The sequence below is a fragment of the Xanthomonas sp. NCPPB 3174 genome (assembly GCF_056725205.1).
Map to the genome: position 1 here is coordinate 1937484 of NZ_CM161517.1, position 22780 is coordinate 1960263.

Consider the following 22780-nt stretch of genomic DNA (forward strand, 5'->3'; position numbering starts at 1 on the left):
GGAGGTCCTTCGTGGCGTCGTGCGTGACCGGTCCCGCAGCGCTCAAGGCGCGTAGAGGCGTTGGTAGTCGATGGAGAAGCGCAGGGTCGCCGCGCCGGCCAGCAGTTCGCCGGCGGGGTTGCCCTCGCTCATGCCGGCGTTCCAGGTCTGCGCGATGCCCTGGCCGGCGCGCGCCGACACTTGCTCGCGGAACCCGTCCAGCGCCACCGTGGCGGCGGTGTAGTCGGCATTGGCCAGGGCGCTCTGCACGCTGTTCAGCATGCTCGCCAGCGGGGTCGCCTCATTGGCGGGCAACTGCGCCACCAGCGCCTGCAGGCGGCTCAGCTTGGCGGCCACCACCGTGGCGGTCGGGCGCAGGTCGTGGATCACGATGAACTGCGAGAAGCCGCCGGTGGTGCCGCGGGCGCGGACGCTGCCGGGCGCAATCTCGTCGGTGATGTCGCGGAAATCGCCTCCCAGCGGCGCCTTGACCAGCCGCAGGGTGCTGTCGGCGGTGTAGGCCAGCGCATGCGTGTGCAGTTCCACGTGCACGACCCGGCGGAACGACAGGCCACCGTTCGGCGGCGGCGTCACCGTGATCAGCAGCGGCAACTGCGCTGGCACCTGGCCGGCTTGCGTGCTGGGCAGTCGCGGCAGCAAGGCAGTGACCTGTGCCGGGGTCAGCAGCTCTGCGCTCAGGCCCAGGCTACCCGGGTTGAGATCGCTGGCGCTGTCGAATTCCAGCGTCACCTCGGCCAGTGGGTGCGGACCGGCGCCGATCGCCGCCGTCGCCACATTGCCGCTCACCTCCACCTGCACCGGCAGCGGTTGCGCGGCGAGCCCGCCGCACGCCGCGACGGCGCAGAACAGCAGGCAAACCCTTGCGAACATCGTGTGCATCTGAAACCCCCTGTTGCATGTGCCGGCACCGCGCACCGCACCCGCGTTCCGCCCGGCGACGCGGCGAGGCAGCGGCTTACGCCTGGATCATACCGATCCGTACGGGCGATGCACGCGGCCCTGGGTGTTTCCACTCACGACCGCTAGGGGCGATCCCGGATAGGCGCCGCCGTGCCGCCGCGTCAGGCTGCAGTCACCCGCCCGTCCCGGGCCCACTCACCGGAGATTCCAGATGCCCATCCGTCGTCCCGCTCTCGCCATCGGCATTTGCGCCGTCCTCGCCAGCGGTATCCTGGCCGGCGGCAAGGCCGAAGCCGCCGCGCATCTGGACAGCCTGCTGGAGTCCAAGCTGGCCAATGCGCCGCTGACCGACGAACTGCAGATCGTCATCACCTACAAGCAATCCAAGCCGGTGTCGGCGGCGCAGCTGACCGCGCTGCAGGCGCTGGGCATCACCCGCGGCGTCAGCATGCAGACCCTGCCGATCGCCGGCGCGCTGGCCACGCCCGAAGAGATCCTGGCGCTGGCCGAGCGCGACGACGTCGCCTCGATCTACTACAACGCCCCGCTGCGCTACTTCAACCAGGACGCGCGCCAGGCGACCGGCGTCGACCGCGCGCAGAGCAATCCGGGCGACTTCGGCCGCACCGTGCCGTACACCGGCCGCGGCGTCGGCGTGCTGATCAACGACTCCGGCATCGACGCCACCCATCGCGACCTGGCCTACGGCGACCGGGTGGTGCAGAACGTGCTGGCCAACACCAACCTGCACAATCTGAATTCGATGCTGCCGGTCACCTACGTGGAAGGCGTGCCGAACACCGACGCCGGCTCCGGCCATGGCACCCACTGCGCCGGCACGGTCGGCGGCAGCGGCGCGCAGTCGGGCGGCAAGTACCGCGGCGTGGCCACCGGTGCCAGCCTGGTCGGCTACGGCTCCAGCGGCGTGCTGCTGATCCTGGACGCGGTCGGCGGCCTGGACTATGCGGCTTCGCACCAGAACAGCTTCAAGGATCCGATCCGCGTCGTCAGCAACTCCTGGGGCAGCTCCGGCAAGTTCGATCCGGCCGACCCGGTCAACGTGGCCACCTACGAGCTGTACAAGCGCGGCATCGTCAGCGTGTTCGCCGCCGGCAACGACGGTCCCAAGGAGGACACGCACAATCCGTACGCGCAGGCGCCGTGGGTGATCTCGGTCGCCGCCGGCAACGTCGACGGCACGCTGGCCGACTTCTCTTCGCGCGGCAAGGCCGGCGAGCGCGATACCTTCACCACCGCCGACGGCAAGAGCTGGACCCACATCAACGAGCCCAGCATCACCGCGCCGGGCGTGGACATCATCTCCACCCGCGCCTCCACCGGCTTGTTGCCGCCGCTGGCGGCACAGAAGGACGAAAAGCTGATCGCGCCGGCGCAGTTGCCGTTCTACACCACCATGAGCGGCACCTCGATGGCCACGCCGCATGTGGCCGGCGTGGTGGCGCTGGTGCTGGAGGCCAATCCGAACCTGACCCCGGACCAGGTCAAGGACCTGATCGAGCGCACGGCCACGCCGATGGCGGGGCGCGCCTCCTGGGAAGTCGGCGCCGGCTACCTCAATGCCTACTCGGCGCTGCGCGAAGCCAGCAAGAAGTGACCGTCTCGGTCGGACGCCAGCGTCCGCCCGATCCGCCGCAAGCGCAGTCGACCGCCCTGTCGCTGCTTGCGATGCAGTCCGGATGCCGCCGTTCTTCGACGAAATGAAGCGTCGTCCGATCGACTGATGTCGTTGACGTTTTCGCGGTTGCCTTCGATCACGCTGTCGCCGTTCGGCGGCGTGGTCGGCAGCCACCGCGATCCCCCGTGCTGGACGTGCGGGGTTCCACCGCTCCCCGGAATGGCGTCCGGGAATCGGAACGGGCCCCGCACGTCCCGCATCCCGTTCGGCCGCACCGCGCGCCGAATGCACCGCATCCGGCACGCCGCTGCCGCTGCCGCACCCTGTCTTTGCCGCATGTCGGCGCCTTCTGCCTGCAATGCACTCTGTTGCCGTTCCAGCCGCGGTGTTCGCTGGATCGAGCGGCACGCCCCGGCGCCGACCGCCGCGCGCGGCGACAGGGCGCGCCCTCCATGCCGTGGGTCTGCATGCGCCGCGGCTGGGTGTTTCCACCCGGCCGGCATGGGTGCGATACCGGATTGGCCGCGCATCGGCGCGCCCCGCACGCTGCGGCGACCGCCCGTTCCGGGCTTCCACGATCCGGAGACTCCGCAATGTCCATTCGTCGTCCCGTTCTTGCCATCGGCATCTGCGCCGTCCTTGCCGGCGGCACCTTCGTCGGTGGCGACGCCGTGGCCGCCGCACATCTCGACCAACTGCTGGAGGCCAAGCTCGCCGCTGCGCCTGCGGCAGACGAGCTGCAGATCGTGATCACCTACGATCAGTCCGGGCCGGTGTCGGCCTCGCAACTCACCGCGCTGCATGCGCTGGGCATCACCCGCGGGATCACCATGCGCACGCTGCCGATCGCCGGCGCGCTGGCCACGCCGGCCGAGATCCGCGCGCTGGCGCAGCGCGACGACGTGGCCTCGATCTACTACAACGCGCCGCTGCGCTACTTCAACAAGGAAGCGCGCGAACTGACCGGCGTGGACCGCGCGCAGGGCAATCCCGGCGATTTCGGCCGCGCGCTGCCGTACAGCGGCCGCGGCGTCGGGGTGATGATCAACGACTCCGGCATCGATGCCACCCATCGCGATCTCGCCTACGGCACCCGCGTTGTGCAGAACGTGCTGGGCACCACCAACCTGGCCAATGTGGATGCGATGCTGCCGATCACCTATGCCGAAGGCGTGCCCAACACCGACCTCGGCTCCGGCCATGGCACGCATTGCGCGGGCACGGTGGGCGGCACCGGCGCCCAGTCCAACGGCGATTACCGCGGCGTGGCCACCGGCGCCAGCCTGGTCGGCTACGGATCCGGCGCGGTGCTGCTGATCCTGGACGCGGTCGGCGGCCTGGACTATGCCGCCACGCACCAGTTCAGCTTCAAGGATCCGATCCGCGTCACCAGCAATTCCTGGGGCTCGTCGGGCAAGTTCGATCCGCAGAACCCGGTCAACGTCGCCACCTACGCGTTGTACAAGCGCGGCATCGTCAGCGTGTTCGCCGCCGGCAACGACGGCCCCAACGAGGACACCCACAATCCGTACGCGCAGGCGCCGTGGGTGATCTCGGTGGCCGCGGGCGAGAAGGACGGCACGCTGGCCGACTTCTCCTCGCGCGGCAAGCGCGGCGAGAGCGGCAGCTTCACCATGGCCGACGGCAAGACCTGGACCTATCTCAACGAGCCGACGATCACCGCGCCCGGCGTGGATATCGTCTCCACCCGCGATTCCACCGGCGCGTTGCCGCCGCTGGCCGCGGACAAGGACAGCAAGCTGATCGCGCCGGCGCAACTGCCGTTCTACACCACCATGAGCGGCACCTCGATGGCCACCCCGCACGTGGCCGGCATCGTCGCGCTGCTGCTGGAGGCCAACCCGGACCTGACCCCGGACCAGGTCAAGGATCTGCTCGAACGTACCGCCACCAACATCCCCGGGCGCACGTACTGGGAGGCGGGTGCCGGTTACGTGAATGCCTATGCCGCGCTGCTGGAAGCGAGCAAGCAGCGCAGCGGCTTCGGCAAGACGGTCAATTCCCTGCATCCGTTCTATAGCAATGCGCTGGTGCTGCCCGGCGGCAGCCAGCCGTTCGAGGCGGCGTTCTCGCCGGTGGGCACGCCGCAGACCCAGGCGTTCACCGTCGGCAAGGACGTCGCCTGGGTCAGCGCCAAGGCCACCATCGACGCCAACACGCAGGCGCTGGTGCTGACCGATCCGGATGGCGTCAGCCATGGCTCGCCGGTGGCGCTGCCGTTGCTGGGCAGCACGGTCAGCGTCGGCGCGCCGGGCAAGCCCGGCACCTGGACCATCAGCGTGCGCGGCATCGGCTCGATCAGTGGTGTCCCGGTTGCTCCGAAGGGCAGCAATGGCCTGGCGGCCCCGGGCACGGTGCGCGGCACCCTGGATTTCCTGCTCAGCGGCGGCTACACCGGCCTCAACGACGTGGCCAGCGGCGACCGCGATCGCGGTGCGGTGGAGTACGCAGTCGCCAACCGCTTGATGGATGGCTATGCCGATGGGCTGTTCCGTCCGCAGAATCCGCTCAAGCGCGCGGAGTTGGCGCGCTATCTGGTGATGGGTGCCGGCGTGCGCCAGGCGCTGCCGGCCACGCCCAGCTTCAGCGGGCTCGGCCGCAACGACCCGGCCTATCCGTTCGCCGAGGCGGCGGTGGGCAAGGGCGGGGCGCTGCGCGACCTGCAGCAGAACCAGGCGGCGATGCTGGGGCTGGTCGCCGGCGATTTCCGCCCCAACGACGCGGTCAGCAAACTGCAGTTGGCGTATTCGCTGGTGCAGGCGCTGGGCCTGCAGACGCAGGCGCTGGCCTTCGACGGCACGCTGTCGGTGAGCTACAACAACCAGCGCCTGCCGATCGAGGACGTGGGGGCGATCCCGGGCAACCTGCGCGGCTACGTGCAGCTGGCGCTGGATGCCGGCATCCTCAATGCGCGCTTCGCGGTGACCCAGGGGCCGCAGGACCTGCAGCCGACCCTGCATGCCTACTTCGATCCGGGCAGCGCGGTGTCGCGCAGCGGCTATGCGGTGATCGCCGGGCGCTTCCTCGGGGTCAACCGGCAGGCCAAGGACTGAAGACTGCGGTGACCGCGACGACAGCATGCGCGCAGATGCAACGCCTGCGCCGTGCTGGTTTCCTGCGGTAGGCGTCGACGCTGGCACAAGCACGCCTGTTGTGACGCGCTGTTGCCGCTGGTCAGCGGGATCTGGCGCTGCGCTTCGTAGGAGCGGCTTCAGCCGCGACGCGGTTTGCCAGGAACGCCCGTCGCGGCTGAAGCCGCTCCTACAAACGGCGTTTCGTCGTTGTTGGAGCGGCCCTGAAAGCCGCTGCTATACGTGAGCCTCCCTGATCGCTAGAGGCCCATAGGCGCGGCATCAGTTTTGCCGCGGGTGCACGCTCACCGTCGCGGTCATGCCGGCCGCAAGCAGGGTGCCCTGCGGCACGCTGGCCGGGTCGATGCGGATGCGCACCGGCACGCGCTGCGCCAGGCGGATCCAGTTGAAGGTGGGGCTGACGTCGGCCAGCAGCGAGGTGCCGGTCGGGTTGTCGCTGTCGGCGATGCCGCGGGCGATGCCCTCGACCTGGCCGCGCAGCATCAGCCCGCCGCTCATCAGGCGGATGTCGGCACGATCGCCGACGTGCACCCGCGGCAGCTTGGTTTCCTCGAAATAGCCGTACACCCACATCGCATCGTCGCGCACCAGCGCCAGGCGCGCGCCGCCGGCCTGGGCGTAGTCGCCCACGCGGACTTCCAGGTTGGTGATGTAGCCGTCGGCGGTGGCGCGGACCTGGGTGCGCTGCAGATCCAGCTCGGCCAGATCGAGCGCGGCCTGCGCCTGTTCCACCGACGCGACGGCCTGCGCCTGCGCCGCGGTGGCCTGGCCGCGCAGCGCCGCGCTGCGGTGCACGTCGGCCTGCGCCGAACGCGCGGTAGCTTCGGCATCCGAGCGTGCCTCGGCGGAGATCACCGCAGCGGCGCGCGCGCGCCGTTCGGCCTGGGCGCGGCGCATCTGGAACTCGGCTTCGCTGGCCGCCTGGGTGGCCGCCGCCGCCGACAGGCTGGCGCCGGCCGCACGCGCCTGCGCCTGCGCCACCGCGAGGTTGGCGCGGGCCTTTTCCAACGCCAGTTCGTAGCGCTTGCGGTCCACGCTGAACAGCAGGTCGCCGCGCTTGACGTGCTGGTTGTCGCGCACCGCCACCGCATCGACCAGGCCGGACACGTCGGGCGCGATGCGCACGACTTCCGCGCGCACACGGCCGTCGCGGGTCCAGGGCGAGAGCATGTAATGGCGCCACAGCGCATGCGCCAGCAGGGCGGCGACCAGCACCACGATGGCGGTCAGGGCGAAACGGATCAGGGCAGGGGTCTTCATGGCGGGACTCACGGAAGAAGGAGCAGGCCGAGCGCGGCGAACGCGCCGACGTAAATGGCCAGACGGAACAGGGACGGGTGCCAGGCGTAGCGGTACAGGCCGGCGCGGCCGGCGACCGCGTCCAGCGCCCAGGCGACCAGCAGCAGGGCCAGGCCCAGCACCAGCAGGCCGGGCACGTACACCCCGGCGATCGAGAGTTCAGCGGGCAGCAGCATCGTCGGCTCCTGGCGTGGTGGTGGTCGGCGCAGGCGTATCGGCCAGCGCGGCGAGAACGGAATCGGCGTCGAGCAGCGCGCCGCGCAGTAGCAACAGATGCTCGCGGGTGGGCTTCCAGCGCAGCGGCACCGCGCCTTCCACCTGGCTGGCGGCCAGCGCGGCCTCCACCCGCTGCAGGGCCTGGCGGTGCCGCTGCGGGCCGGGGTCGAGATACAGGTCGGCCAGCGCCTGCACGGCGGCGTCCACCGCGGTGGCCAGTGCCGGCGACAGCGTGCCTTCGGCGGCGTCGCGGCGCAGCTCGACCAGGGTGCGCCCGGTCTCGTGCACCGACAGCGCCCAGCCGAGCAGGTCGCGCAGTTCGTCGCTGCCCGGCGGGGTGTGCGCCACGATCTGCTGGAACAGGTCGCGGTTGACGCTCTCCAGGCGCAGCGCCAGCCCCGGCAGCGGCGCACGCGCGGCCAGCGTGGTCTGCCGCCGCAGCCGCTCCAGCAGGCGCCGGCGCTGCCAGCGGGTGCCGATCACCGGCGGTACGAACACGAACGTCGCGCTCACCGCCAGCGTGCCCAGCAGCAACGGCACCACGCTGTTGAAGGTGGCCGCGGCGTTGAAGCTGGGGGTCGGCTGGACCGCCAGGATCGAGACGAAGGCCAGGTTGGCGCCGGTGGCGAAGCCGTACAGCGCCGGTTTCGAGGCCAGGTACAGGGTCACCAGCAGGAACGGCAAGGTGCCGGCGACGAACAGGCCGTAGCCGTCCATCTGCGGCAGCACCAGCAACTGGCAGACCACGCCCAGCGCGATGCCGAACACGAACCCATTGAACAGCGAGCGCGCGGCGGCCGGTGCATTGGCGCTGGAGGACAGGATCGCGCTCAGCGCCACCGCCTGGAACACCGCCGTGGCGCCGCTGATCCAGCCGGCCTGGATCCACAGCCAGCACATCGTCGCCACCAGCAGCGCGCTGCGCAGCGCGGTCAGCGCTGCCGCGGCGTAGTCGTTGCCGCGCACGAACACCGCGGTGTCGCGATCCTGCGGCGTGCGCCACTGCTGCGGCGCGACCAGGGTCGCCTCGGTGGCCACGTAATCGTGCAGGTCGGCGAAGAACCGCTGCAGCAACGACACGCCGGTGTCGAAACCCTCGTGCTGCGCCGTTGGGAGCGCCTCGCGTGCCGCGGCTGCCCGCGTCGCCAGCGCATCGCGGCACGCGGCCAGCTTGCGCGCGGTCGCGGCGGCGCCCTCGCGTCCGCCGCGATCGCTGAGCGCGGCCTTGAGCGGCCGGTACAGGCCGATCAGGGCCTCGGCCACGTGGCCATCGCCGCTGCGCAGCAGCCGGTTGATGTAGTGGTGCAACGCCTGGAAGCTGGTCGACACCGCCATAAAGCGCTGGTTGAGCAGGCGCAGGCGGCCGCTGCGGACTCGCGCTTCCGGATCCTCGAACACCACCGAACTGCGCAGGTCCTCGATGGTCACCGCGTCGCGCACGAAACGCAGGTGCGCCTGCTCCATCGCCTCGCGCGGCAACTGGCCGCCGGTGGCGTCGCGGACGAAGTCCAGAAAGCCGTCGGAGGCACGGCGCACGGTGTCGCGCAGGGTCTGGCGCAGCCGGCTGGGGAATACCACGTCGCTGACGATGCCGGTCACCAGCAGGCCCAGCACCACCTCGGTCACCCGCGCCACCACCAGGTTGAACACGTTTTGCGGCTGGTTCACCGCCGGCAGCGCGATCAGCGCCACCGTGTAGCCGGACAGGACGAAGGCGTAGGCCTTGAAGTTGCGGTACAGCAGCGCGCCGCCGGTGCAGGCGCCGATCCACAGCGACAGCACCAGCACGAACAGCACCGGCTCCTGCGGGAACAGCGCCACCATCGTCAGCGCGGCGATGCTGCCGATCAGCGTGCCCAGTATCCGGTAGAAGCCCTTCGCGAAGACCATGCCGGTCTGCCGGTGCATCACCACCACCACCGTAATCATCGCGGTCATCGGCGAGGCCAGGTCCAGGCGCAGCGCGATCCAGCCGGCCAGATAGATCGACAGCAGGGTGCGCAGCACGAACAGCCAGGCCTCGCCTTCGCCGCGCAGGGCGTCGGCCAGCAGCGTGCGCAGGCCGGGTGCGGCGTCGGCAGCGGCGGTCGCGTTGGGCTGCGGCGTGCTCATGCCGCGTCCTCGACGCCGCGCAACAAGGCCTTCAGCAGCGTCTGCAACTGCGCCATCGCCGCCGGATCCAGATGTCGCACATAGGCGTCGAGCTGGGCGCACAGGGCCGGGATCAACGCATCGATCAGGCGCTCGCCGGCGTCGGTCAGGCGCAGCAACAGCATGCGCCGGTCCTCGGCGCTGGGCGTGCGCTGGATCAGGCCCTTGTCGACCAGTTGTGTGGTGAGGCGGGTGACGTTGGCGGACTTCTCGCCGGCCGCGTCGCCGAGCTGGGACGGGTTCAAGGTCCCGTCCGGGCTGGCGTCGATCATCATCAGGACGTTGTATTCCGCATAGCTCAGGCCGTAGGGCCGCAACACCTCGTTGCTCTGGTCCAGGCTCAGCTTGTGCAGCAGCTTGATCAGCCGCAGCAGCAGCGCGGCTTCACGCGGGAAGGGAGGATGCTTGCGTGCAGTGACGTCCAGGCGCTGCTCGGTGGCGGCAAAGCGACTCATGGCCGGCTCGGGATCTTATACATATATAGATAATACATTTATGTATTAATTTTGCGGTAATCCAGGCTGAACGAGGGCGGTACAAGACAGGAGCGGGAGGGCGCACGCGCGGGCGGGCGCCGACGGGGCGGTGCGCCAGCGTGCCAAAGGACAGGTCGAGGACGCGCCTGGATGCGGTGAAGCGCAGGTCGACGCGCAGGCGCGCTCCGCCCCCGAAGTCGGGGGCGGAGCGTTCGAGACAGGCAGGGCGGGGTGGCGCCTCAGCGCCACCGTGTGGTCAACGCAGTACGCCGTCCAGGCCGGGCGCCGGCGAGAGCATGTTGCGGGTATCGATGTCGAAGCTGCGCTGCTTCTTGTCCTCGGGCGTGGCGGCGATGCTGCCCTTGAGGGTGTACTCCAGGCTGCGGCGGCCGGCCAGGGCATCGGCGACGGCCATGCGCGCGCTGGAACTGGGGCGAAGCGCGACGCTCACCACATCCGCGGTCTCCGGGCCGATCGAGATGCCGGGGGCCGCCTGCAGGCTGCCGGCCGCTTCGCCGCCCACCCCCAGGTCCAGGCGCAGGCTGTCGTAGCGCATCGGGATGCTGCTGTAGTTCTGCAGGCGCAGGTCCACCTTCCAACTGCCGTCCATGTTGACCGTCAGTTGCTGCACGCTGGCGGCTGGGTCGGACACCCGCCGCACCATGCCGTCGCTGCAGGCGCCGAGCAACGCGGTGCACAACACAAGCAAGCCGAGGCGGAGCGGGTGACGCATGAGCGCAATCCATGGAGGGGAAGACCGGCGAAGACTACACCACACCCCGGGATGCGATGGTGGCGCAGCGATGGCAGGCTTGGCCCCGCAGGACACCTGCCCTGAGCGGTCCTCGGCGATCCGGCCGGCGGCCATCACCGTGCGTCCCTGCCGCGCGCCAGCCGGATGCCGAGGACGCGCTCAGCATCGCCGGTGCAGGATTCGGGCGCCGTCGGCACGTGCCGCGGCGGTGGGTAGGAAAATTCTGCAACATTGCGCTTGCCCAATCCTGATCGCCTCGCTATGATGCGCGTCCTCGCACCGGTCCTGCCGCGTTGCGCAGTGGCCGAGTAGCTCAGTTGGTAGAGCAGGGGATTGAAAATCCCCGTGTCGGCGGTTCGATTCCGTCCTCGGCCACCATTCATATCAAGGCTCTACAGCGATGTAGGGCCTTTCTTTTTTCAGGCTTGCGCCGGTGTTGAACCATTCCGCGTGGCGGGTCGGCGGATCGTGTCTGCCGCGCTGCGCCTAAGGGAGGTGCCGATCTGCGCGCTATGCAGATTTCCGCATGCGTGCCGCCTGTCATGACAGCCTCCTGGAACGATGTCGCGTGAAGAAAGCGTGTCCACGTTTGTAGACAAACGCACTCAGTTCACGGTTTTTCGGGATCTTCCGCTCAATCAATGGCGCTGCCTGTCGTAATCATAGGCACGGGCAATCGGGGGGACCTGCCAATGACCAGCGGATTCGGACGGAGATGGAGCGGCGTGGCGCTGCTGTGGGTCCTGGCTGGCGCGGCCATGGCGGCCCCCGCCGAGCAGGGGGAGCATGCGGGCGAGCAGGGCGGTCCCGGCGCCGATGCGCCTTACATCGAGCAGGTCGGCGCCGAGTGCGTCATGGTCAACACGTATCTGCAGCGGCACGACGGCGTGGTCGAGCGCGTGGTGCTGCGCGAGCCGGTGCAATGTGCCGGCCAGCCGGACCAGCGCGCCATGGCCGATCTGAGCCATTGACCGTCCACGCCATCGCCGCCGGCGTCTCGCGCCGCGCTTTACTTCGCTGCGCAGCTCCTGCATAAGCTGCTGTTTCCCGTCCATCGGAACCTGCGCATGCGTCTTTCGCCGATCGCGCTGCTGTTGCTGGCGTGCCTGTTGTGCCTCGCACCGCCGCTGCGTGCCGCGCAGCCGGTCAGTTCGGTCGCCGCGTTCGATCTCGGCCGCTATGCCGGGCAGTGGCACGAGATCGCGCACCTGCCGGTCTCCTTCCAGAAGAAATGCGTCGGCGACGTCACCGCGGCCTATGTGCTGCGCGATGACGGCCAGATCGGCGTGCGCAACGCCTGTCGCACCGCCGACGGCTCCACCCTCGCAGCCGAGGGCGTGGCACGGCGAGTGGAGGGCCATCCCGGGCGGTTGCAGGTGCGCTTCGCGCCGGATTGGCTGTCCTGGCTGCCGATGGTGTGGGCCGACTACTGGGTGATCGCGCTCGATCCGGATTATCAGTGGGCGCTGATCGGCGAACCGGGACGCAAGTACCTGTGGGTGCTGTCGCGCTCGCCGCGCATGCAGCGGAGTGTGTTCGAGGCGATCAAGGCCAAGGCGATGGCGATGGGCTACGACCTCGACCCGCTGCTGGTGGTCGCGCCGTTGGAGTGAGCGGCGCCGATCGGCGGCGCATCGCGCAACTGAGGCGGTACGTTCTGGGGCAGGGGCGACGGGCGCCTGGGTCGATCGGCCTCAGCCGGGAAACGCCGCCAATGCGGTGGCCAGCAGTGTCGCGCTGTCGCCGTCGCGCAGCGCCTGCAGGGCGCCGCGGCCGTCGGCCAGGCGCATCTCCCGCAACCACTGCGACAGCGTCGCCAGATCGCTGCCGCAGCCGTTCCAGGCCACGCAGATGGTGTCGCCGACATCGTGCAGGTCGGCGTGGTTCAGATGCTCCAGGGTGCCGTCATGCGCCAGCCAGGCGAGTGCCCGTTGCGCATCCTCCGGGGCGCCATAGGCAGCGCCGTCGATCAGCGACAACAGGTCGCTGTTGCCGGCGCGTTGCCCGGCCCGACGCCGTTCGGCGCGGCGCATGCCGTGCAGGATCGCCTTGATCCTGTCGTCGTGGAGGCTGTCGGTCATGCGCGTGGGGGCCAGGTGGGCAGCGGCATCATGCTTCGCGCTCGGCACGCAGTTGCAGTTCGCCGTCTGCCAGCCGCGCGCGCAGCCGATCGCCGGGCGCCACCTGGGCGGCCGAGCGCACCACGCTGCCGTCGTCGACGCGGGTCAGGATGCTGTAGCCGCGCGCGACGGTGGCCAGCGGGCTGACCGTCTCCAGGGCGCGCGCCAGCGCGCGCAGGCGCTGCGCATCGGCCTGCAGTTGCCGCGTCATCGCCGCCTGTGGACGCCGGCCCAGCGCCAGCAGCCGCACCCGCAGCATCGCCAGCCGCCGTTGTGGCTGTGCGGCGCGCAGCACCGCGGCGGCATGGCGCAACTGCGCATGGCGGCGTTCTTGTTGCTGCCGCCACACCGCCGCCAGCCGCCGTCCGATCTCGTGCTGGCGGCGCTGCAGCAGTTGCAGGCGCATTTGTGGACTCTGCGCCTGCAGGCGCAGCAGGGCGCGGTCGGCGCGTTGCTGCGCTTGCCGCAGCCGGTGCTGCTGCCAGCGCAGCAGCGCGGCGTGCTGGGCACGCAGGCGCGCGCCGAGATCGCGCTGGTCGGGCACCAGCAATTCGGCGGCGACCGACGGGGTGGGTGCGCGCAGGTCGGCGGCGAAATCGGCCAGGGTCACGTCGGTCTCGTGGCCGACCGCCGACACCACCGGCGTGACCGCGGCAGCGATCGTGCGTGCCAGCTGCTCGTCGTTGAACGCCCACAGGTCCTCCAGCGAGCCGCCGCCGCGGGTCAGCAGGATCGCGTCGTAGCGGCCGCTGGCGTCGGCCTGGCGCAGCAACGTGGCGATCTGCGCCGCGGCGCTGTCGCCCTGGACCAGGCTCGGCAGGATGTCCACCTGCAGCAGCGGCATGCGCCGCCCGAGCACGCTCAGCACGTCGCGCACGGCGGCGCCGCTGGGCGAGGTGATGACTGCCAGGCGCCGCACGAAGCCGGGCAGGGCGCGCTTGCGCTCGCTGGCGAACAGGCCCTCGGCGGCGAGCCGCGCCTTGAGCTCCTCGAACGCGCGGCGCAGCGCGCCTTCGCCGGCTTCCTCCAGATGGTCCAACACCAGTTGGTAGTCGCCGCGCGCTTCGTACAGGGTCAGGCGCCCGCGCGCCAGCACCCGCAGGCCTTCGCGCGGCACGAACCGCAGCCATTGGCTCTTGGGCTTGAACATCGCGCAGCGCACCTGCGCGCGCGCGTCCTTCAGGGTGAAGTACAGGTGGCCGGACGAGGGCCGGGTGACATTGCCCAGTTCGCCCTCCACCCAGGCCAACGGGAAGGCGCTCTCCAACAGGTCGCGGGCCAGCGTGTTGAGCTGGCTGGGGCTGAGGATCTGGTCGGCGCGATCGGACATGCGGGCAGTGCAGGGCGTACGGGCGCCTATCCTCGCACGTCGGCAGCTGCGTCCGGCTGCGTCGACTTGGCTGCGTGCCGGGCCAGCGCCCACTGCACGTGCTCGCGCACCAGCGGCGAGGGATGCTGCGCGCGCGCGCCGAGCGCCGCCAGTACCTGTGGCGTGGTCGGCGCGTTGCCCAGCGCTACGGCGAGATTGCGCAGCCAGCGTTCGTGGCCGCTGCGGCGGATCGCGCTGCCTTCGGTGCGGCGCAGGAACTCCTCTTCCTCCCAGGCGAACAACTGCGCCAGCGTCGCCTTGTCCAGGTCGTTGCGCGCGCGGAAGTCCGGCTCGTCGCTGCGCTTGGCGAACTTGTTCCAGGGGCAGATCAGCTGGCAATCGTCGCAGCCGAAGATGCGGTTGCCGATCGCCGGGCGCAGTTCCTCGGGAATCGCGCCGTCGTGCTCGATCGTGAGGTAGGCGATGCAGCGGCGCGCATCGAGCCGGTACGGCGCGACGATCGCCTGGGTCGGGCAGACGTCGATGCAGCGCGTGCAGGTGCCGCAGTGGGCGCTGGCCGGTGGGTCGATCGGCAGCGGCAGGTCGACGTAGATCTCGCCGAGGAAGAACCAGGAACCGCCGTTGCGGTCGATCAGGCAGGTGTGCTTGCCGATCCAGCCCAGGCCGGCGTCGCGTGCCAGGGCGCGTTCGAGCACCGGCGCCGAATCGACGAACACGCGGTGGCCGAACGGGCCGATCTCGTCCTGGATGCGCTCGGCCAGCTTCTGCAGGCGGGTGCGCATCAGCTTGTGGTAGTCGCGGCCCAGCGCATAGCGCGCGACGTAGGCGCGCTCGCCGTCGTGCAGCGTGTCCCAGGCCGAATCGTCGTCGTTGCGGCCGTAGTCCAGGCCCACCGAGATCACCCGCAGCGTGCCGGGAATGAGTTCGGCTGGGCGGGAACGCTTGTCGCCGTGCTGGGCCATCCAGTGCATCGTGCCGTACAGGCCCTGTTCCAGCCAGTCGCGCAGATGCGCCTCGTCCTGCTGCAGCTCGATCCCGGCGATGCCGCAGCGCTGGAAGCCGAACGTGCGCGCCAGCGCGCGGATACGCGTGGCCGCAGCGTGGGGATCGGCGATGTCGAGGCGGGCGGACATCGCGCAAGTATAGAATCCCGTGCATGTACGACTGCTTCGATCTCTACGCCACCGCGGCCGCGCGCCGCATCGATGCGCAGGCCACCGCGCTGCTGGGCGGCGACGGCTACACGCTGATGCAGCGCGCCGGCCAGGCTGCGTGGCAGGCGCTGCTGCAGCGCTGGCCGCAGGCGCAGCGCATCCTGGTGGCCTGCGGCAGCGGCAACAACGGTGGCGATGGCTACGTACTGGCGCGGCTGGCGCATCGCGCCGGACGCCAGGTGCGCGTGCTGCAGTTGCCCGGGCGCGGTCCGCAGTCGCCGCTGGCGCAGCGCGCCTGCACCGACTACATCGGCGTCGGCGGCCGTATCGAGGAGTTCGATGCAGCGCTGGCGCCGGCCGACGTGGTGGTCGATGCGCTGCTCGGCATCGGCCTCAATCGCGCGCCGGACGCCGAACTGGCGGCGCTGCTCGGTGCGCTGGGCGGGCTTGGCGCGCCGGTGCTGGCGCTCGATGTGCCCAGCGGCGTGGACGCCGAAACCGGCAGCGTGCCCGGCGCGGTGTTGCCGGCGTCGCTGACGTTGCAGTTCATCGTTGCCCATGCCGGCCTGCATACCGGTGCGGCCTTGAACCATGTCGGCGAGCGCGCGCTGGCGACGCTGGAGGTGCCGCCGGCCGCGTTCGCCGGTTGCGCGCCGCGCGCGCAGGCCTGGACTGTCGGCGCCTTGCGCCGCCGTCTGGCGCCGCGCCGGCAGGACAGTCACAAGGGCGATTCTGGCCATGTGCTGTGCGTCGGCGGCAACCTCGGCAGCGGCGGGGCGGTGATGCTCAGCGCCGAGTCGGCCCTGCGCAGCGGCGCCGGCCTGGTCAGCGTCGCCACCCGTGGCGCGCACGTGGCGCCGCTGCTGGCGCGCTGTCCGGAGGCGATGGCGCATGCGATCGACGATGCAGTGGCACTGGCTGCGTTGCTGCACAAGGCCAGTGTGGTCGCGCTCGGCCCCGGGCTTGGCCAGGACGATTGGGCGCAGGCGCTGTGGCAAACGGTCCTGGTCGATTCGAACCGCGCGATGATCCTGGACGCCGATGCATTGAACCTGCTTGCGCAGGCGCCGCGGTCCGTCCCGCAGGCGGTACTGACCCCGCATCCGGGCGAGGCCGGGCGCATGCTCGGCATTTCAACGGCCGAGGTGCAACGCGATCGCTTCGCGGCCGCCGCGGCCTTGGCCGAGCGCTATCAGGCGGCGGTGGTGCTGAAGGGTGCCGGCAGCCTGGTCGCCGCGCCGGGGCAGACGCCGCGGGTAATCGCCGCCGGCAATCCGGGCATGGCGGTCGGCGGCATGGGCGATCTGTTGACCGGGGTGGTCGCGGCGCTGCGCGCGCAGGGCCTGTCGGCGTTCGAGGCGGCCAGCGTCGGCGCACTGCTGCATGCCGGCGCCGGCGATCGCGCGGCTGCCGCGGGCCAGCGCGGGCTGCTGCCGACCGATCTGTTGCCGGCGCTGCGGCGCCTGTCCAATCCGGAATCCGAATCATGAGCCTCACGTTGTTCCTGCCCGACAGCGACGCCACCGAACGTCTCGGTCGCGCGCTGGCCGCGACCCGCCCGACGCAGGCCTCGGTGCATCTGCACGGGGATCTGGGCGCCGGCAAATCGACCCTGGCGCGGGCGCTGCTGCGCGCGCTCGGCGTGCAGGGCGCGATCCGCAGTCCCACCTATACCTTGGTGGAGCGCTACCCGCTGGCCGGTGGCGAAGCCTGGCATCTGGATCTGTACCGCATCGGCGCGGCCGGCGAGCTGGATTTCCTGGGGTTGGACGAGGGCGGGGCCACGCTGTGGCTGGTGGAGTGGCCCGAACGCGGCGGCGACGTGCTGGCCCCGGCCGATCTGGACGTGCGGCTGGCAGTGCGAGGCGACGGGCGCAGCGTCGCCCTGCAGGCGCGCACCGAGGCGGGCACCGCCTGGCTGGCCCGGGTGGGCGGACAGGCCGACTTGCAGGGACTTTTTGCCGGCTGACGCTAGAAAGTGAAGGCAGGTTATGGATTATTAAGGGAAAACCGCTTGCCTTTGGCTCCCGGCGATGTTTGAATCGCGTTATGCGCCCGGGGACCCGTTTTTTCGCCAGTTTCGCCGCTGCCGCAGGCTGGTGCCTGGCGGTGCAGACGGCGTTTGCCGGGCAGGTGCAGTCGGTGTCGCTCGACAACGGCGCCACCGGCACCCGCGCCGAGATCCGTCTGCAGGGCAGCGGTGGCTTCAGCACGCTGTCGTTGGCCAACCCCAACCGCCTGGTCGTCGATCTTCCCGATTCCTCCGCTGCCAAAGGCCTGAAGCTGCCGGCCGGCGGCGGGGTGGTGAGCGCGGTGCGTACCGGGCATCCGGTGCCGGGCACCTTGCGCATCGTCTTCGACCTGAGTAGCCAGGTGGTGGCGTTCAAACCGCAGATGCAGACCATCGGCGGCAGTTCGGTCCTGGTGATCGAGTGGCCGGGCGAGGCGCCGGCGGGCAAAACGGTGGCGGGCGACGTGCCGGCGGCCCCGGTACCGCAGCCTGCGCCCGTCCCGACGCCTAAGCCAGCGGTGGATGCGCGCGCCGAAGCCGCACGCGCGACCGCGGCACTGACCTCGTCGGTGGTGCAGCGTGCCAACCAGCCGGCGCCGGTGCCGCCGCCCGCCGCGCCCACGCCCACGCCCACCGTCGTTGCATCTGCGCCGAGTGTTGCTGCGGCGGCGCCCGGCCATCCTGCGCCTGGCAGCGTGCCGTCGCCCGCGCCCGCGCCAGTCGCGCCGCCGGCGAACGCGCCCTCCGAGCGTGACGACGCGGACGACGATGCGGCGGTGGCCGCGGCCGCCGAAGCGCGCCCGGTGATGCCGAGCGCCGCGGCGCGAGTGAAGATGGCGCCGGGCATGCGGCCGCTGATCGTGGCCATCGATCCCGGCCACGGTGGCCAGGACCCGGGCGCGAGCGGCCCCAGCGGCAAGCACGAGAAGGACGTGACCCTGGCGATCGGTCGTGAGCTGGCGCGCCAGATCAACGCCACGCCGGGCATGAAGGCGTACATGACCCGCACCACGGACGTGTTCATTCCCCTGCCGATGCGTGCGCAGAAGGCGCGTGCCGCCAAGGCCGACATCTTCATCTCGATCCATGCCGACGCGGCCGAGAACCGCAGCGCCACCGGCTCCTCGGTGTATGTGCTGTCGACCAAGGGCGCGTCCTCGCAGCGCGCGCGCTGGCTGGCGGACAAGGAAAACGCCGCCGACCTGATCGGCGGCGTGCGCCTGCAGAAGACCGACAGCACCCTGGCCAACGTGTTATTGGACCTGGCCCAGAGTGGGCATATGAAGGCCTCCGAAGACGCGGCCGGGCATGTGCTGGGTGGGCTGAAGCGGATCGGCAACAACCACAAGCCCGAGATCGAGCGCGCCAACTTCGCGGTGCTGCGCACCTCGGACATGCCGGCGATGCTGGTCGAGACCGCGTTCATCTCCAACCCAGACGAAGAACGCCGGCTGACCGATCCGGCCTACCAGCGCCGCATCGCCGGCGCCGTGCTCGATGGCGTCAGCACCTTCTTCACCCGGCAGCCGCCGCCGGGCACGCTGTTCGCCGCGCGCGCGCAGGCCGAGGCCGAAGCGGCCAGCACCGTGGCCGGCGGCAGCCGCTGAGGCGCTATCATTAACGGCTGATCCTCGATGACGGCGTCCGCGCCGCGAGCCGTGCCGATGTTCTTTGCCTGCTGTCGTTTCCCTCCCGTCGCCAAACCCGGTGCATGCGTGCGCGTGCATGGAGCGAAGACGGCATGAGCATCCGGCAGCTGCCCGAGATCCTGATCAACCAGATCGCCGCCGGCGAAGTGGTCGAGCGGCCGGCCTCGGTGGTCAAGGAACTGGTGGAGAACGCGCTCGATGCCGGCGCGCACCGCGTCGACATCGATCTGGAAGAGGGCGGCGTGCGCCTGATCCGCATCCGCGACGACGGCGGCGGCATCGCCCCCGACGAACTGCCGCTGGCGGTGTCGCGGCATGCGACCAGCAAGATCGCCTCGCTGGACGACCTGGAGTCGGTGGGCACGCTCGGCTTCCGTGGCGAAGCGCTGCCGTCGATCGCCTCGGTCAGCCGCTTCACCCTGGCCTCGCGCCGTGCCGGCGACGCGCACGGCGCGGCCCTGCAGGTCGAAGGGGGCAAGGTCGGCGAGGTGCAGCCGCGCGCGCTGCCGCAAGGCACCCTGGTCGAGGTCCGCGAGCTGTTCTACAACGTGCCGGCGCGGCGCAAGTTCCTGCGTGCCGAGCGCACCGAACTGGGCCACATCGAGGAATGGCTGCGTTCGCTGGCGCTGGCGCGTCCGGACGTGGAACTGCGCGTCTCGCACAACGGCAAGCCGTCGCGGCGCTACAAGCCGGGCGACCTGTACTCGGATGCGCGCCTGGGCGAGACCCTGGGCGAGGACTTCGCACGGCAGGCGCTGCGCGTGGACCACAGCGGTGCCGGCCTGCGCCTGCATGGCTGGATCGCGCAGCCGCATTACTCGCGCGCCAGTGCCGATCAGCAATACCTCTACGTCAACGGCCGCTCGGTGCGCGATCGCAGTGTCGCCCACGCGGTGAAGATGGCCTACGGCGACGTGCTGTTCCATGGGCGGCAGCCGGCCTATGTGCTGTTCCTGGAACTGGAGCCGGCGCGGGTCGACGTCAACGTGCATCCGGCCAAGCACGAGGTGCGCTTCCGCGACGCGCGGCTGATCCACGACTTCGTCTATCGCACGCTGCAGGACGCGCTGGCGCAGACCCGCGCTGGCAGCCTGCCCGGCACGATCGGCGCCGACGCGGTGCTGCCGACACCAGCCGCAGGTGCTGTGGCCTGGGCGGGCGCAGGCGCGCCGAACGGCGGCGGTGTCGGTGGTGGTGGTGGTGGTGGTGGTGGCGGGCAGGGCTACGGTTACGGCGCGCAGTGGCGCCCGGCGCAATCGCCGCTGGGCTTGCGCGTGGAAGAGGCGCCGGCGGCGTATGCGGCGCTGTACGCGCCTGCCGCGGAGGCGGGCAGTGCCGCCAGCCTGCCGCGGCAGACCCAGGACCCGGCCGGCGGCCTGCCGCCGACCGCCGCCGACAGCGGCGTGCCGCCGCTCGGCTATGCCGTCGCGCAGTTGCACGGCATCTACATCCTGGCCGAGAACGCCGATGGCCTGATCGTGGTCGACATGCACGCGGCGCACGAACGCATCGGCTACGAGCGCCTGAAGACCGCGCACGACGGCATCGGCCTGCATGCGCAGCCGCTGCTGGTGCCGATCACCCTGGCGGTCGGCGAACGCGATGCCGATACCGCCGAGCGCGAGGCGGAGACGCTGGCCGCGCTCGGCTTCGAGATCACCCGCAGCGGACCGCAGTCGCTGCACGTGCGCAGCATTCCGGCGCTGCTGGCGCAGGCCGAGCCGGAGGCCTTGCTGCGCGACGTGCTCACCGACCTGCGCGAACACGGCCACAGCGGTCGCATCGCCGGCGCGCGCGACGCGCTGCTGTCGACCATGGCCTGCCACGGCGCGGTGCGCGCCAACCGTCGCCTCACCGTGCCGGAAATGAACGCCTTGCTGCGCGACATGGAGGCCACCGAGCGCTCCGGACAATGCAATCATGGGCGCCCGACCTGGGCGCGGTTCACCCTGGGCGAGATCGATCGTTGGTTCCTGCGGGGGCGGTGATGGACAAGCGAGTGTGGATGATGGCGCTGCTGGCGGCGCTCGTCGCCTTGGGCGGATGCGGCAAGCAGGCGACGACACCGGCCGCGCCGAAGGCGATGGACGCGCGCTTCGTGGCCGACGAACAGGCCTGGCGCGCGCAGCGCCAGCGCGAACTGCAGGCGCCGGATGGCTGGACCAGCCTGGTCGGCCTGCACTGGCTGGAACTGAAGGAGCATTACCTCGGCAGCGGCCCGGACAGCGGCATCCGCCTGGCGGTCGGGCCGGCGCGGATGGCCCTGGTGTCGCAGGTGCAGCGCGAGGTGTACCTGACGCCCGAGCGTGGCGCCGCCCTCAGCGTCGCCGGTGCGCCGGTGCAGGGGCGCATCCGCCTGTACAGCGATCACGACCCGCAGCCGACGGTGATCGACTTCGACGACGGCAAGGGCAAGCTCAGCCTGATCGAACGCGGCGGCCGCTACGCGCTGCGGGTCAAGCACGCCGATGCGCCGACCCGGCGCAGCTTCACCGGCGTGCCGTACTGGCCGCTGGCCGAATCCTGGCGCGTGCGTGGGCGTTTCGTGCCCAATCCGCCGGGCACGACCCTGCCCATCGTCGACATCATCGGCGTCACCACGCCATCGCCCAATCCCGGCGCGCTGGAGTTCGAGCGCGGCGGCAAGCGCTACCGCCTGCAGGCGATCGGCGAGCCCGGCCAGCCGCTGTTCGTGGTGTTCGCCGACCGCACCAGCGGCCGCGGCAGTTATCCGGCCGGACGCTTCCTGGACGTGGACGCCCCGGCAGCGGACGGCAGCGTGGTGCTGGATTTCAACCGCGCCTACGACCCGCCGTGCGCATTCACGCCCTTCGCCACCTGCCCGCTGCCGCCGCCGGAGAACCGCCTCGACCTGGCGGTGGACGCCGGCGAGAAGGCGTACGCCGCTGCCCATTGAACCGAGGATGCCGATGACTCCATTCCCGCGCCTGTTGCGCCGCCTGCTGCTGGGGCTGTCGTTGTGCCTGGCCCTGCCGGCACTGGCCCGCACGCCGCCGCCGGTGGCCGCGACGCCGGTCGCCCCTGCTGCTGCGCCCGCGGCGGCGCCGCCGACGCCGCTGTTGTGGAAGGTCAGCGGGCCGCGCGGCACGCTGTACCTGCTGGGCTCGTTCCACATGCTCAAGGCCGACGACTATCCGCTGGCGCGCGAGGTCGATGCGGCCTATGCGGCGTCGCCACGGTTGCTGTTCGAACTGGCGCCGAAGGACGTGGACGCGCCGCAACTGGGCGCGCAGATGCTGCAGGCGGCGCAGCGCCACGACGGCAAGCGGCTGCAGGACGACCTGGACCCGGCGACGTGGGACCGGCTGCGCCGCTATGCCGCCGGCCATGGCCTGCCGCTGGCGCAGATGAGCGGCTTCGAACCGTGGTTCGTCGGCCTCAGCATCAGCATCGCCGACATGAAGGCGCAGGGCCTGCAGGCCGATGCCGGGCTGGACCGCCACTTCATGACCCTGGCCCTGCAGGACGGCAAGACCGCCGAGGGCCTGGAGACCGCGCAGGCGCAAATCGACCTGCTCGACGGCATGGACCCGGTGGAGCAGAAGCAGATGCTGACCGAGGCGCTCGACGACGCCGAGCAGGGCGCGGCGCAGACCCTGCGCCTGCACGACGCCTGGCGTCGCGGCGACGAGCGCCAGTTGTGGCAGGAGATCGGTGCGCAGATGAAGCGCGACTACCCGCGGCTGTACCAGCGCATCGACGTGGAGCGCAACCAGGCCTGGCTGCCGCGCCTGGAGCAGCGCCTGAAGGACGGTGGCGGCGACACCCTGGTGGTGGTCGGTGCGCTGCACCTGCTCGGTCCGGACGGCGTGGTCGATGGCCTGCGTGCGCGCGGCTACAAGGTCGAGCGGGTATGCGCGAGTTGCAAGCCGGCAAAGTCGCGCTGACACACGCCTGCGAGGCTTCGCCCCGTACCCTCATCCGCCCCTGCGGGGCACCTTCTCCCGAGG

Annotated in this window: 19 protein-coding genes and 1 tRNA gene; 11 read left to right on the forward strand and 9 right to left on the reverse strand. The window is 70.9% G+C overall.

The window, feature by feature from the left end; all coding sequences use genetic code 11:
• Positions 1 to 42: 42 nt before the first annotated feature.
• Positions 43 to 870 carry a DUF6689 family protein gene (locus tag AC1PK7_RS08485; protein WP_481100475.1) on the reverse strand — a complete coding sequence of 276 codons (828 nt, stop codon included), beginning with the start codon at positions 868 to 870 and terminating at the stop codon, positions 43 to 45.
• A gap of 241 nt (positions 871 to 1111) precedes the next feature.
• Here AC1PK7_RS08485 and AC1PK7_RS08490 point away from each other — a divergent pair, with 241 nt between their 5' ends.
• Positions 1112 to 2515 carry a S8 family serine peptidase gene (locus tag AC1PK7_RS08490; RefSeq protein ID WP_481100476.1) on the forward strand — a complete coding sequence of 468 codons (1404 nt, stop codon included), beginning with the start codon at positions 1112 to 1114 and terminating at the stop codon, positions 2513 to 2515.
• A 614-nt stretch (positions 2516 to 3129) separates the two neighbouring features.
• Positions 3130 to 5610 carry a S8 family serine peptidase gene (locus tag AC1PK7_RS08495; RefSeq protein WP_481100477.1) on the forward strand — a complete coding sequence of 827 codons (2481 nt, stop codon included), beginning with the start codon at positions 3130 to 3132 and terminating at the stop codon, positions 5608 to 5610.
• 300 nt (positions 5611 to 5910) lie between these two features.
• Here the strand turns inward: AC1PK7_RS08495 and AC1PK7_RS08500 are convergent, their stop codons facing one another.
• From AC1PK7_RS08500 to AC1PK7_RS08520, 5 genes are all read right to left on the reverse strand, one after another.
• Positions 5911 to 6909, reverse strand: coding sequence for an HlyD family secretion protein (locus AC1PK7_RS08500; protein WP_481100478.1), 999 nt, complete (start codon positions 6907 to 6909; stop codon positions 5911 to 5913).
• Between the two features lie 8 nt (positions 6910 to 6917).
• Entirely contained in the window at positions 6918 to 7124 is a 207-nt protein-coding gene (locus AC1PK7_RS08505; protein ID WP_017916033.1) for a DUF1656 domain-containing protein, read from the reverse strand.
• The gene (locus AC1PK7_RS08510; protein WP_481100479.1) at positions 7108 to 9276 is read right to left on the reverse strand and encodes an FUSC family protein; all 2169 of its coding nucleotides are present in this window, start codon (positions 9274 to 9276) and stop codon (positions 7108 to 7110) included. The genes AC1PK7_RS08505 and AC1PK7_RS08510 overlap by 17 nt, the downstream gene beginning before the upstream one ends.
• Entirely contained in the window at positions 9273 to 9770 is a 498-nt protein-coding gene (locus AC1PK7_RS08515) for a MarR family winged helix-turn-helix transcriptional regulator (protein ID WP_481100480.1), read from the reverse strand. The genes AC1PK7_RS08510 and AC1PK7_RS08515 overlap by 4 nt, the downstream gene beginning before the upstream one ends.
• Positions 9771 to 10047: 277 nt before the next feature.
• Complete coding sequence (locus AC1PK7_RS08520; RefSeq protein ID WP_420009570.1) at positions 10048 to 10524, reverse strand: LEA/WHy family protein; 477 nt, start codon at positions 10522 to 10524, stop codon at positions 10048 to 10050.
• Between the two features lie 323 nt (positions 10525 to 10847).
• Here AC1PK7_RS08520 and AC1PK7_RS08525 point away from each other — a divergent pair.
• The 3 genes from AC1PK7_RS08525 (at position 10848) to AC1PK7_RS08535 (ending at position 12158) form a co-directional block, all read left to right on the forward strand.
• A tRNA-Phe gene (locus tag AC1PK7_RS08525) sits at positions 10848 to 10923 on the forward strand.
• Positions 10924 to 11237: 314 nt separating this feature from the next.
• A complete protein-coding gene (locus tag AC1PK7_RS08530; RefSeq protein WP_481100481.1) occupies positions 11238 to 11516 on the forward strand; it encodes a hypothetical protein in 279 nt (92 codons plus the stop codon).
• 96 nt (positions 11517 to 11612) lie between these two features.
• A complete protein-coding gene (locus tag AC1PK7_RS08535; protein ID WP_481100482.1) occupies positions 11613 to 12158 on the forward strand; it encodes a lipocalin family protein in 546 nt (181 codons plus the stop codon).
• 81 nt (positions 12159 to 12239) lie between these two features.
• Here AC1PK7_RS08535 and AC1PK7_RS08540 read toward each other — a convergent pair whose 3' ends face one another.
• From AC1PK7_RS08540 to queG, 3 genes are read right to left on the reverse strand one after another with little or no spacing between them, the layout of a single operon-like run.
• A complete protein-coding gene (locus tag AC1PK7_RS08540) occupies positions 12240 to 12626 on the reverse strand; it encodes a hypothetical protein (protein WP_481100483.1) in 387 nt (128 codons plus the stop codon).
• A 28-nt stretch (positions 12627 to 12654) separates the two neighbouring features.
• Positions 12655 to 13995 (reverse strand): exodeoxyribonuclease VII large subunit, encoded by a 1341-nt coding sequence (gene xseA, locus AC1PK7_RS08545; protein WP_481100484.1) that lies wholly within the window; start codon positions 13993 to 13995, stop codon positions 12655 to 12657.
• A gap of 26 nt (positions 13996 to 14021) precedes the next feature.
• Positions 14022 to 15128, reverse strand: coding sequence for a tRNA epoxyqueuosine(34) reductase QueG (gene queG / locus AC1PK7_RS08550; RefSeq protein ID WP_481100485.1), 1107 nt, complete (start codon positions 15126 to 15128; stop codon positions 14022 to 14024).
• 23 nt (positions 15129 to 15151) lie between these two features.
• On the opposite strand from queG, the gene AC1PK7_RS08555 reads away from it, so the two are divergent.
• The 6 genes from AC1PK7_RS08555 (at position 15152) to AC1PK7_RS08580 (ending at position 22717) form a co-directional block, all read left to right on the forward strand.
• Positions 15152 to 16639, forward strand: a complete 1488-nt coding sequence (locus AC1PK7_RS08555; RefSeq protein ID WP_481100486.1) for an NAD(P)H-hydrate dehydratase — start codon at positions 15152 to 15154, stop codon at positions 16637 to 16639.
• Positions 16636 to 17118 (forward strand): tRNA (adenosine(37)-N6)-threonylcarbamoyltransferase complex ATPase subunit type 1 TsaE, encoded by a 483-nt coding sequence (gene tsaE / locus AC1PK7_RS08560; RefSeq protein ID WP_481100487.1) that lies wholly within the window; start codon positions 16636 to 16638, stop codon positions 17116 to 17118. The genes AC1PK7_RS08555 and tsaE overlap by 4 nt, the downstream gene beginning before the upstream one ends.
• A gap of 80 nt (positions 17119 to 17198) precedes the next feature.
• Positions 17199 to 18767 (forward strand): N-acetylmuramoyl-L-alanine amidase, encoded by a 1569-nt coding sequence (locus tag AC1PK7_RS08565; protein WP_481100488.1) that lies wholly within the window; start codon positions 17199 to 17201, stop codon positions 18765 to 18767.
• A 134-nt stretch (positions 18768 to 18901) separates the two neighbouring features.
• Entirely contained in the window at positions 18902 to 20797 is a 1896-nt protein-coding gene (gene mutL, locus AC1PK7_RS08570) for a DNA mismatch repair endonuclease MutL (protein ID WP_481100489.1), read from the forward strand.
• On the forward strand, positions 20797 to 21726 hold the full coding sequence (locus tag AC1PK7_RS08575; protein WP_481100490.1) for a DUF1684 domain-containing protein: 930 nt from the start codon (positions 20797 to 20799) through the stop codon (positions 21724 to 21726). Before mutL ends, AC1PK7_RS08575 begins: the two co-directional genes overlap by 1 nt.
• Positions 21727 to 21739: 13 nt before the next feature.
• Positions 21740 to 22717 carry a TraB/GumN family protein gene (locus AC1PK7_RS08580; protein WP_481100491.1) on the forward strand — a complete coding sequence of 326 codons (978 nt, stop codon included), beginning with the start codon at positions 21740 to 21742 and terminating at the stop codon, positions 22715 to 22717.
• Positions 22718 to 22780: the final 63 nt, after the last annotated feature.

Excerpts from the sequence above, each read along its gene's own strand:
- AC1PK7_RS08485 (WP_481100475.1), bottom strand. The coding sequence starts at position 870 with ATGTTCGCAAGGGTTTGCCTGCTGTTCTGCGCCGTCGCGGCGTGCGGC.
- AC1PK7_RS08490 (WP_481100476.1), top strand. The coding sequence starts at position 1,112 with ATGCCCATCCGTCGTCCCGCTCTCGCCATCGGCATTTGCGCCGTCCTC.
- AC1PK7_RS08495 (WP_481100477.1), top strand. The coding sequence starts at position 3,130 with ATGTCCATTCGTCGTCCCGTTCTTGCCATCGGCATCTGCGCCGTCCTT.
- AC1PK7_RS08500 (WP_481100478.1), bottom strand. The coding sequence starts at position 6,909 with ATGAAGACCCCTGCCCTGATCCGTTTCGCCCTGACCGCCATCGTGGTG.
- AC1PK7_RS08505 (WP_017916033.1), bottom strand. The coding sequence starts at position 7,124 with ATGCTGCTGCCCGCTGAACTCTCGATCGCCGGGGTGTACGTGCCCGGC.
- AC1PK7_RS08510 (WP_481100479.1), bottom strand. The coding sequence starts at position 9,276 with ATGAGCACGCCGCAGCCCAACGCGACCGCCGCTGCCGACGCCGCACCC.
- AC1PK7_RS08515 (WP_481100480.1), bottom strand. The coding sequence starts at position 9,770 with ATGAGTCGCTTTGCCGCCACCGAGCAGCGCCTGGACGTCACTGCACGC.
- AC1PK7_RS08520 (WP_420009570.1), bottom strand. The coding sequence starts at position 10,524 with ATGCGTCACCCGCTCCGCCTCGGCTTGCTTGTGTTGTGCACCGCGTTG.
- AC1PK7_RS08530 (WP_481100481.1), top strand. The coding sequence starts at position 11,238 with ATGACCAGCGGATTCGGACGGAGATGGAGCGGCGTGGCGCTGCTGTGG.
- AC1PK7_RS08535 (WP_481100482.1), top strand. The coding sequence starts at position 11,613 with ATGCGTCTTTCGCCGATCGCGCTGCTGTTGCTGGCGTGCCTGTTGTGC.
- AC1PK7_RS08540 (WP_481100483.1), bottom strand. The coding sequence starts at position 12,626 with ATGACCGACAGCCTCCACGACGACAGGATCAAGGCGATCCTGCACGGC.
- xseA (WP_481100484.1), bottom strand. The coding sequence starts at position 13,995 with ATGTCCGATCGCGCCGACCAGATCCTCAGCCCCAGCCAGCTCAACACG.
- queG (WP_481100485.1), bottom strand. The coding sequence starts at position 15,128 with ATGTCCGCCCGCCTCGACATCGCCGATCCCCACGCTGCGGCCACGCGT.
- AC1PK7_RS08555 (WP_481100486.1), top strand. The coding sequence starts at position 15,152 with ATGTACGACTGCTTCGATCTCTACGCCACCGCGGCCGCGCGCCGCATC.
- tsaE (WP_481100487.1), top strand. The coding sequence starts at position 16,636 with ATGAGCCTCACGTTGTTCCTGCCCGACAGCGACGCCACCGAACGTCTC.
- AC1PK7_RS08565 (WP_481100488.1), top strand. The coding sequence starts at position 17,199 with ATGCGCCCGGGGACCCGTTTTTTCGCCAGTTTCGCCGCTGCCGCAGGC.
- mutL (WP_481100489.1), top strand. The coding sequence starts at position 18,902 with ATGAGCATCCGGCAGCTGCCCGAGATCCTGATCAACCAGATCGCCGCC.
- AC1PK7_RS08575 (WP_481100490.1), top strand. The coding sequence starts at position 20,797 with ATGGACAAGCGAGTGTGGATGATGGCGCTGCTGGCGGCGCTCGTCGCC.
- AC1PK7_RS08580 (WP_481100491.1), top strand. The coding sequence starts at position 21,740 with ATGACTCCATTCCCGCGCCTGTTGCGCCGCCTGCTGCTGGGGCTGTCG.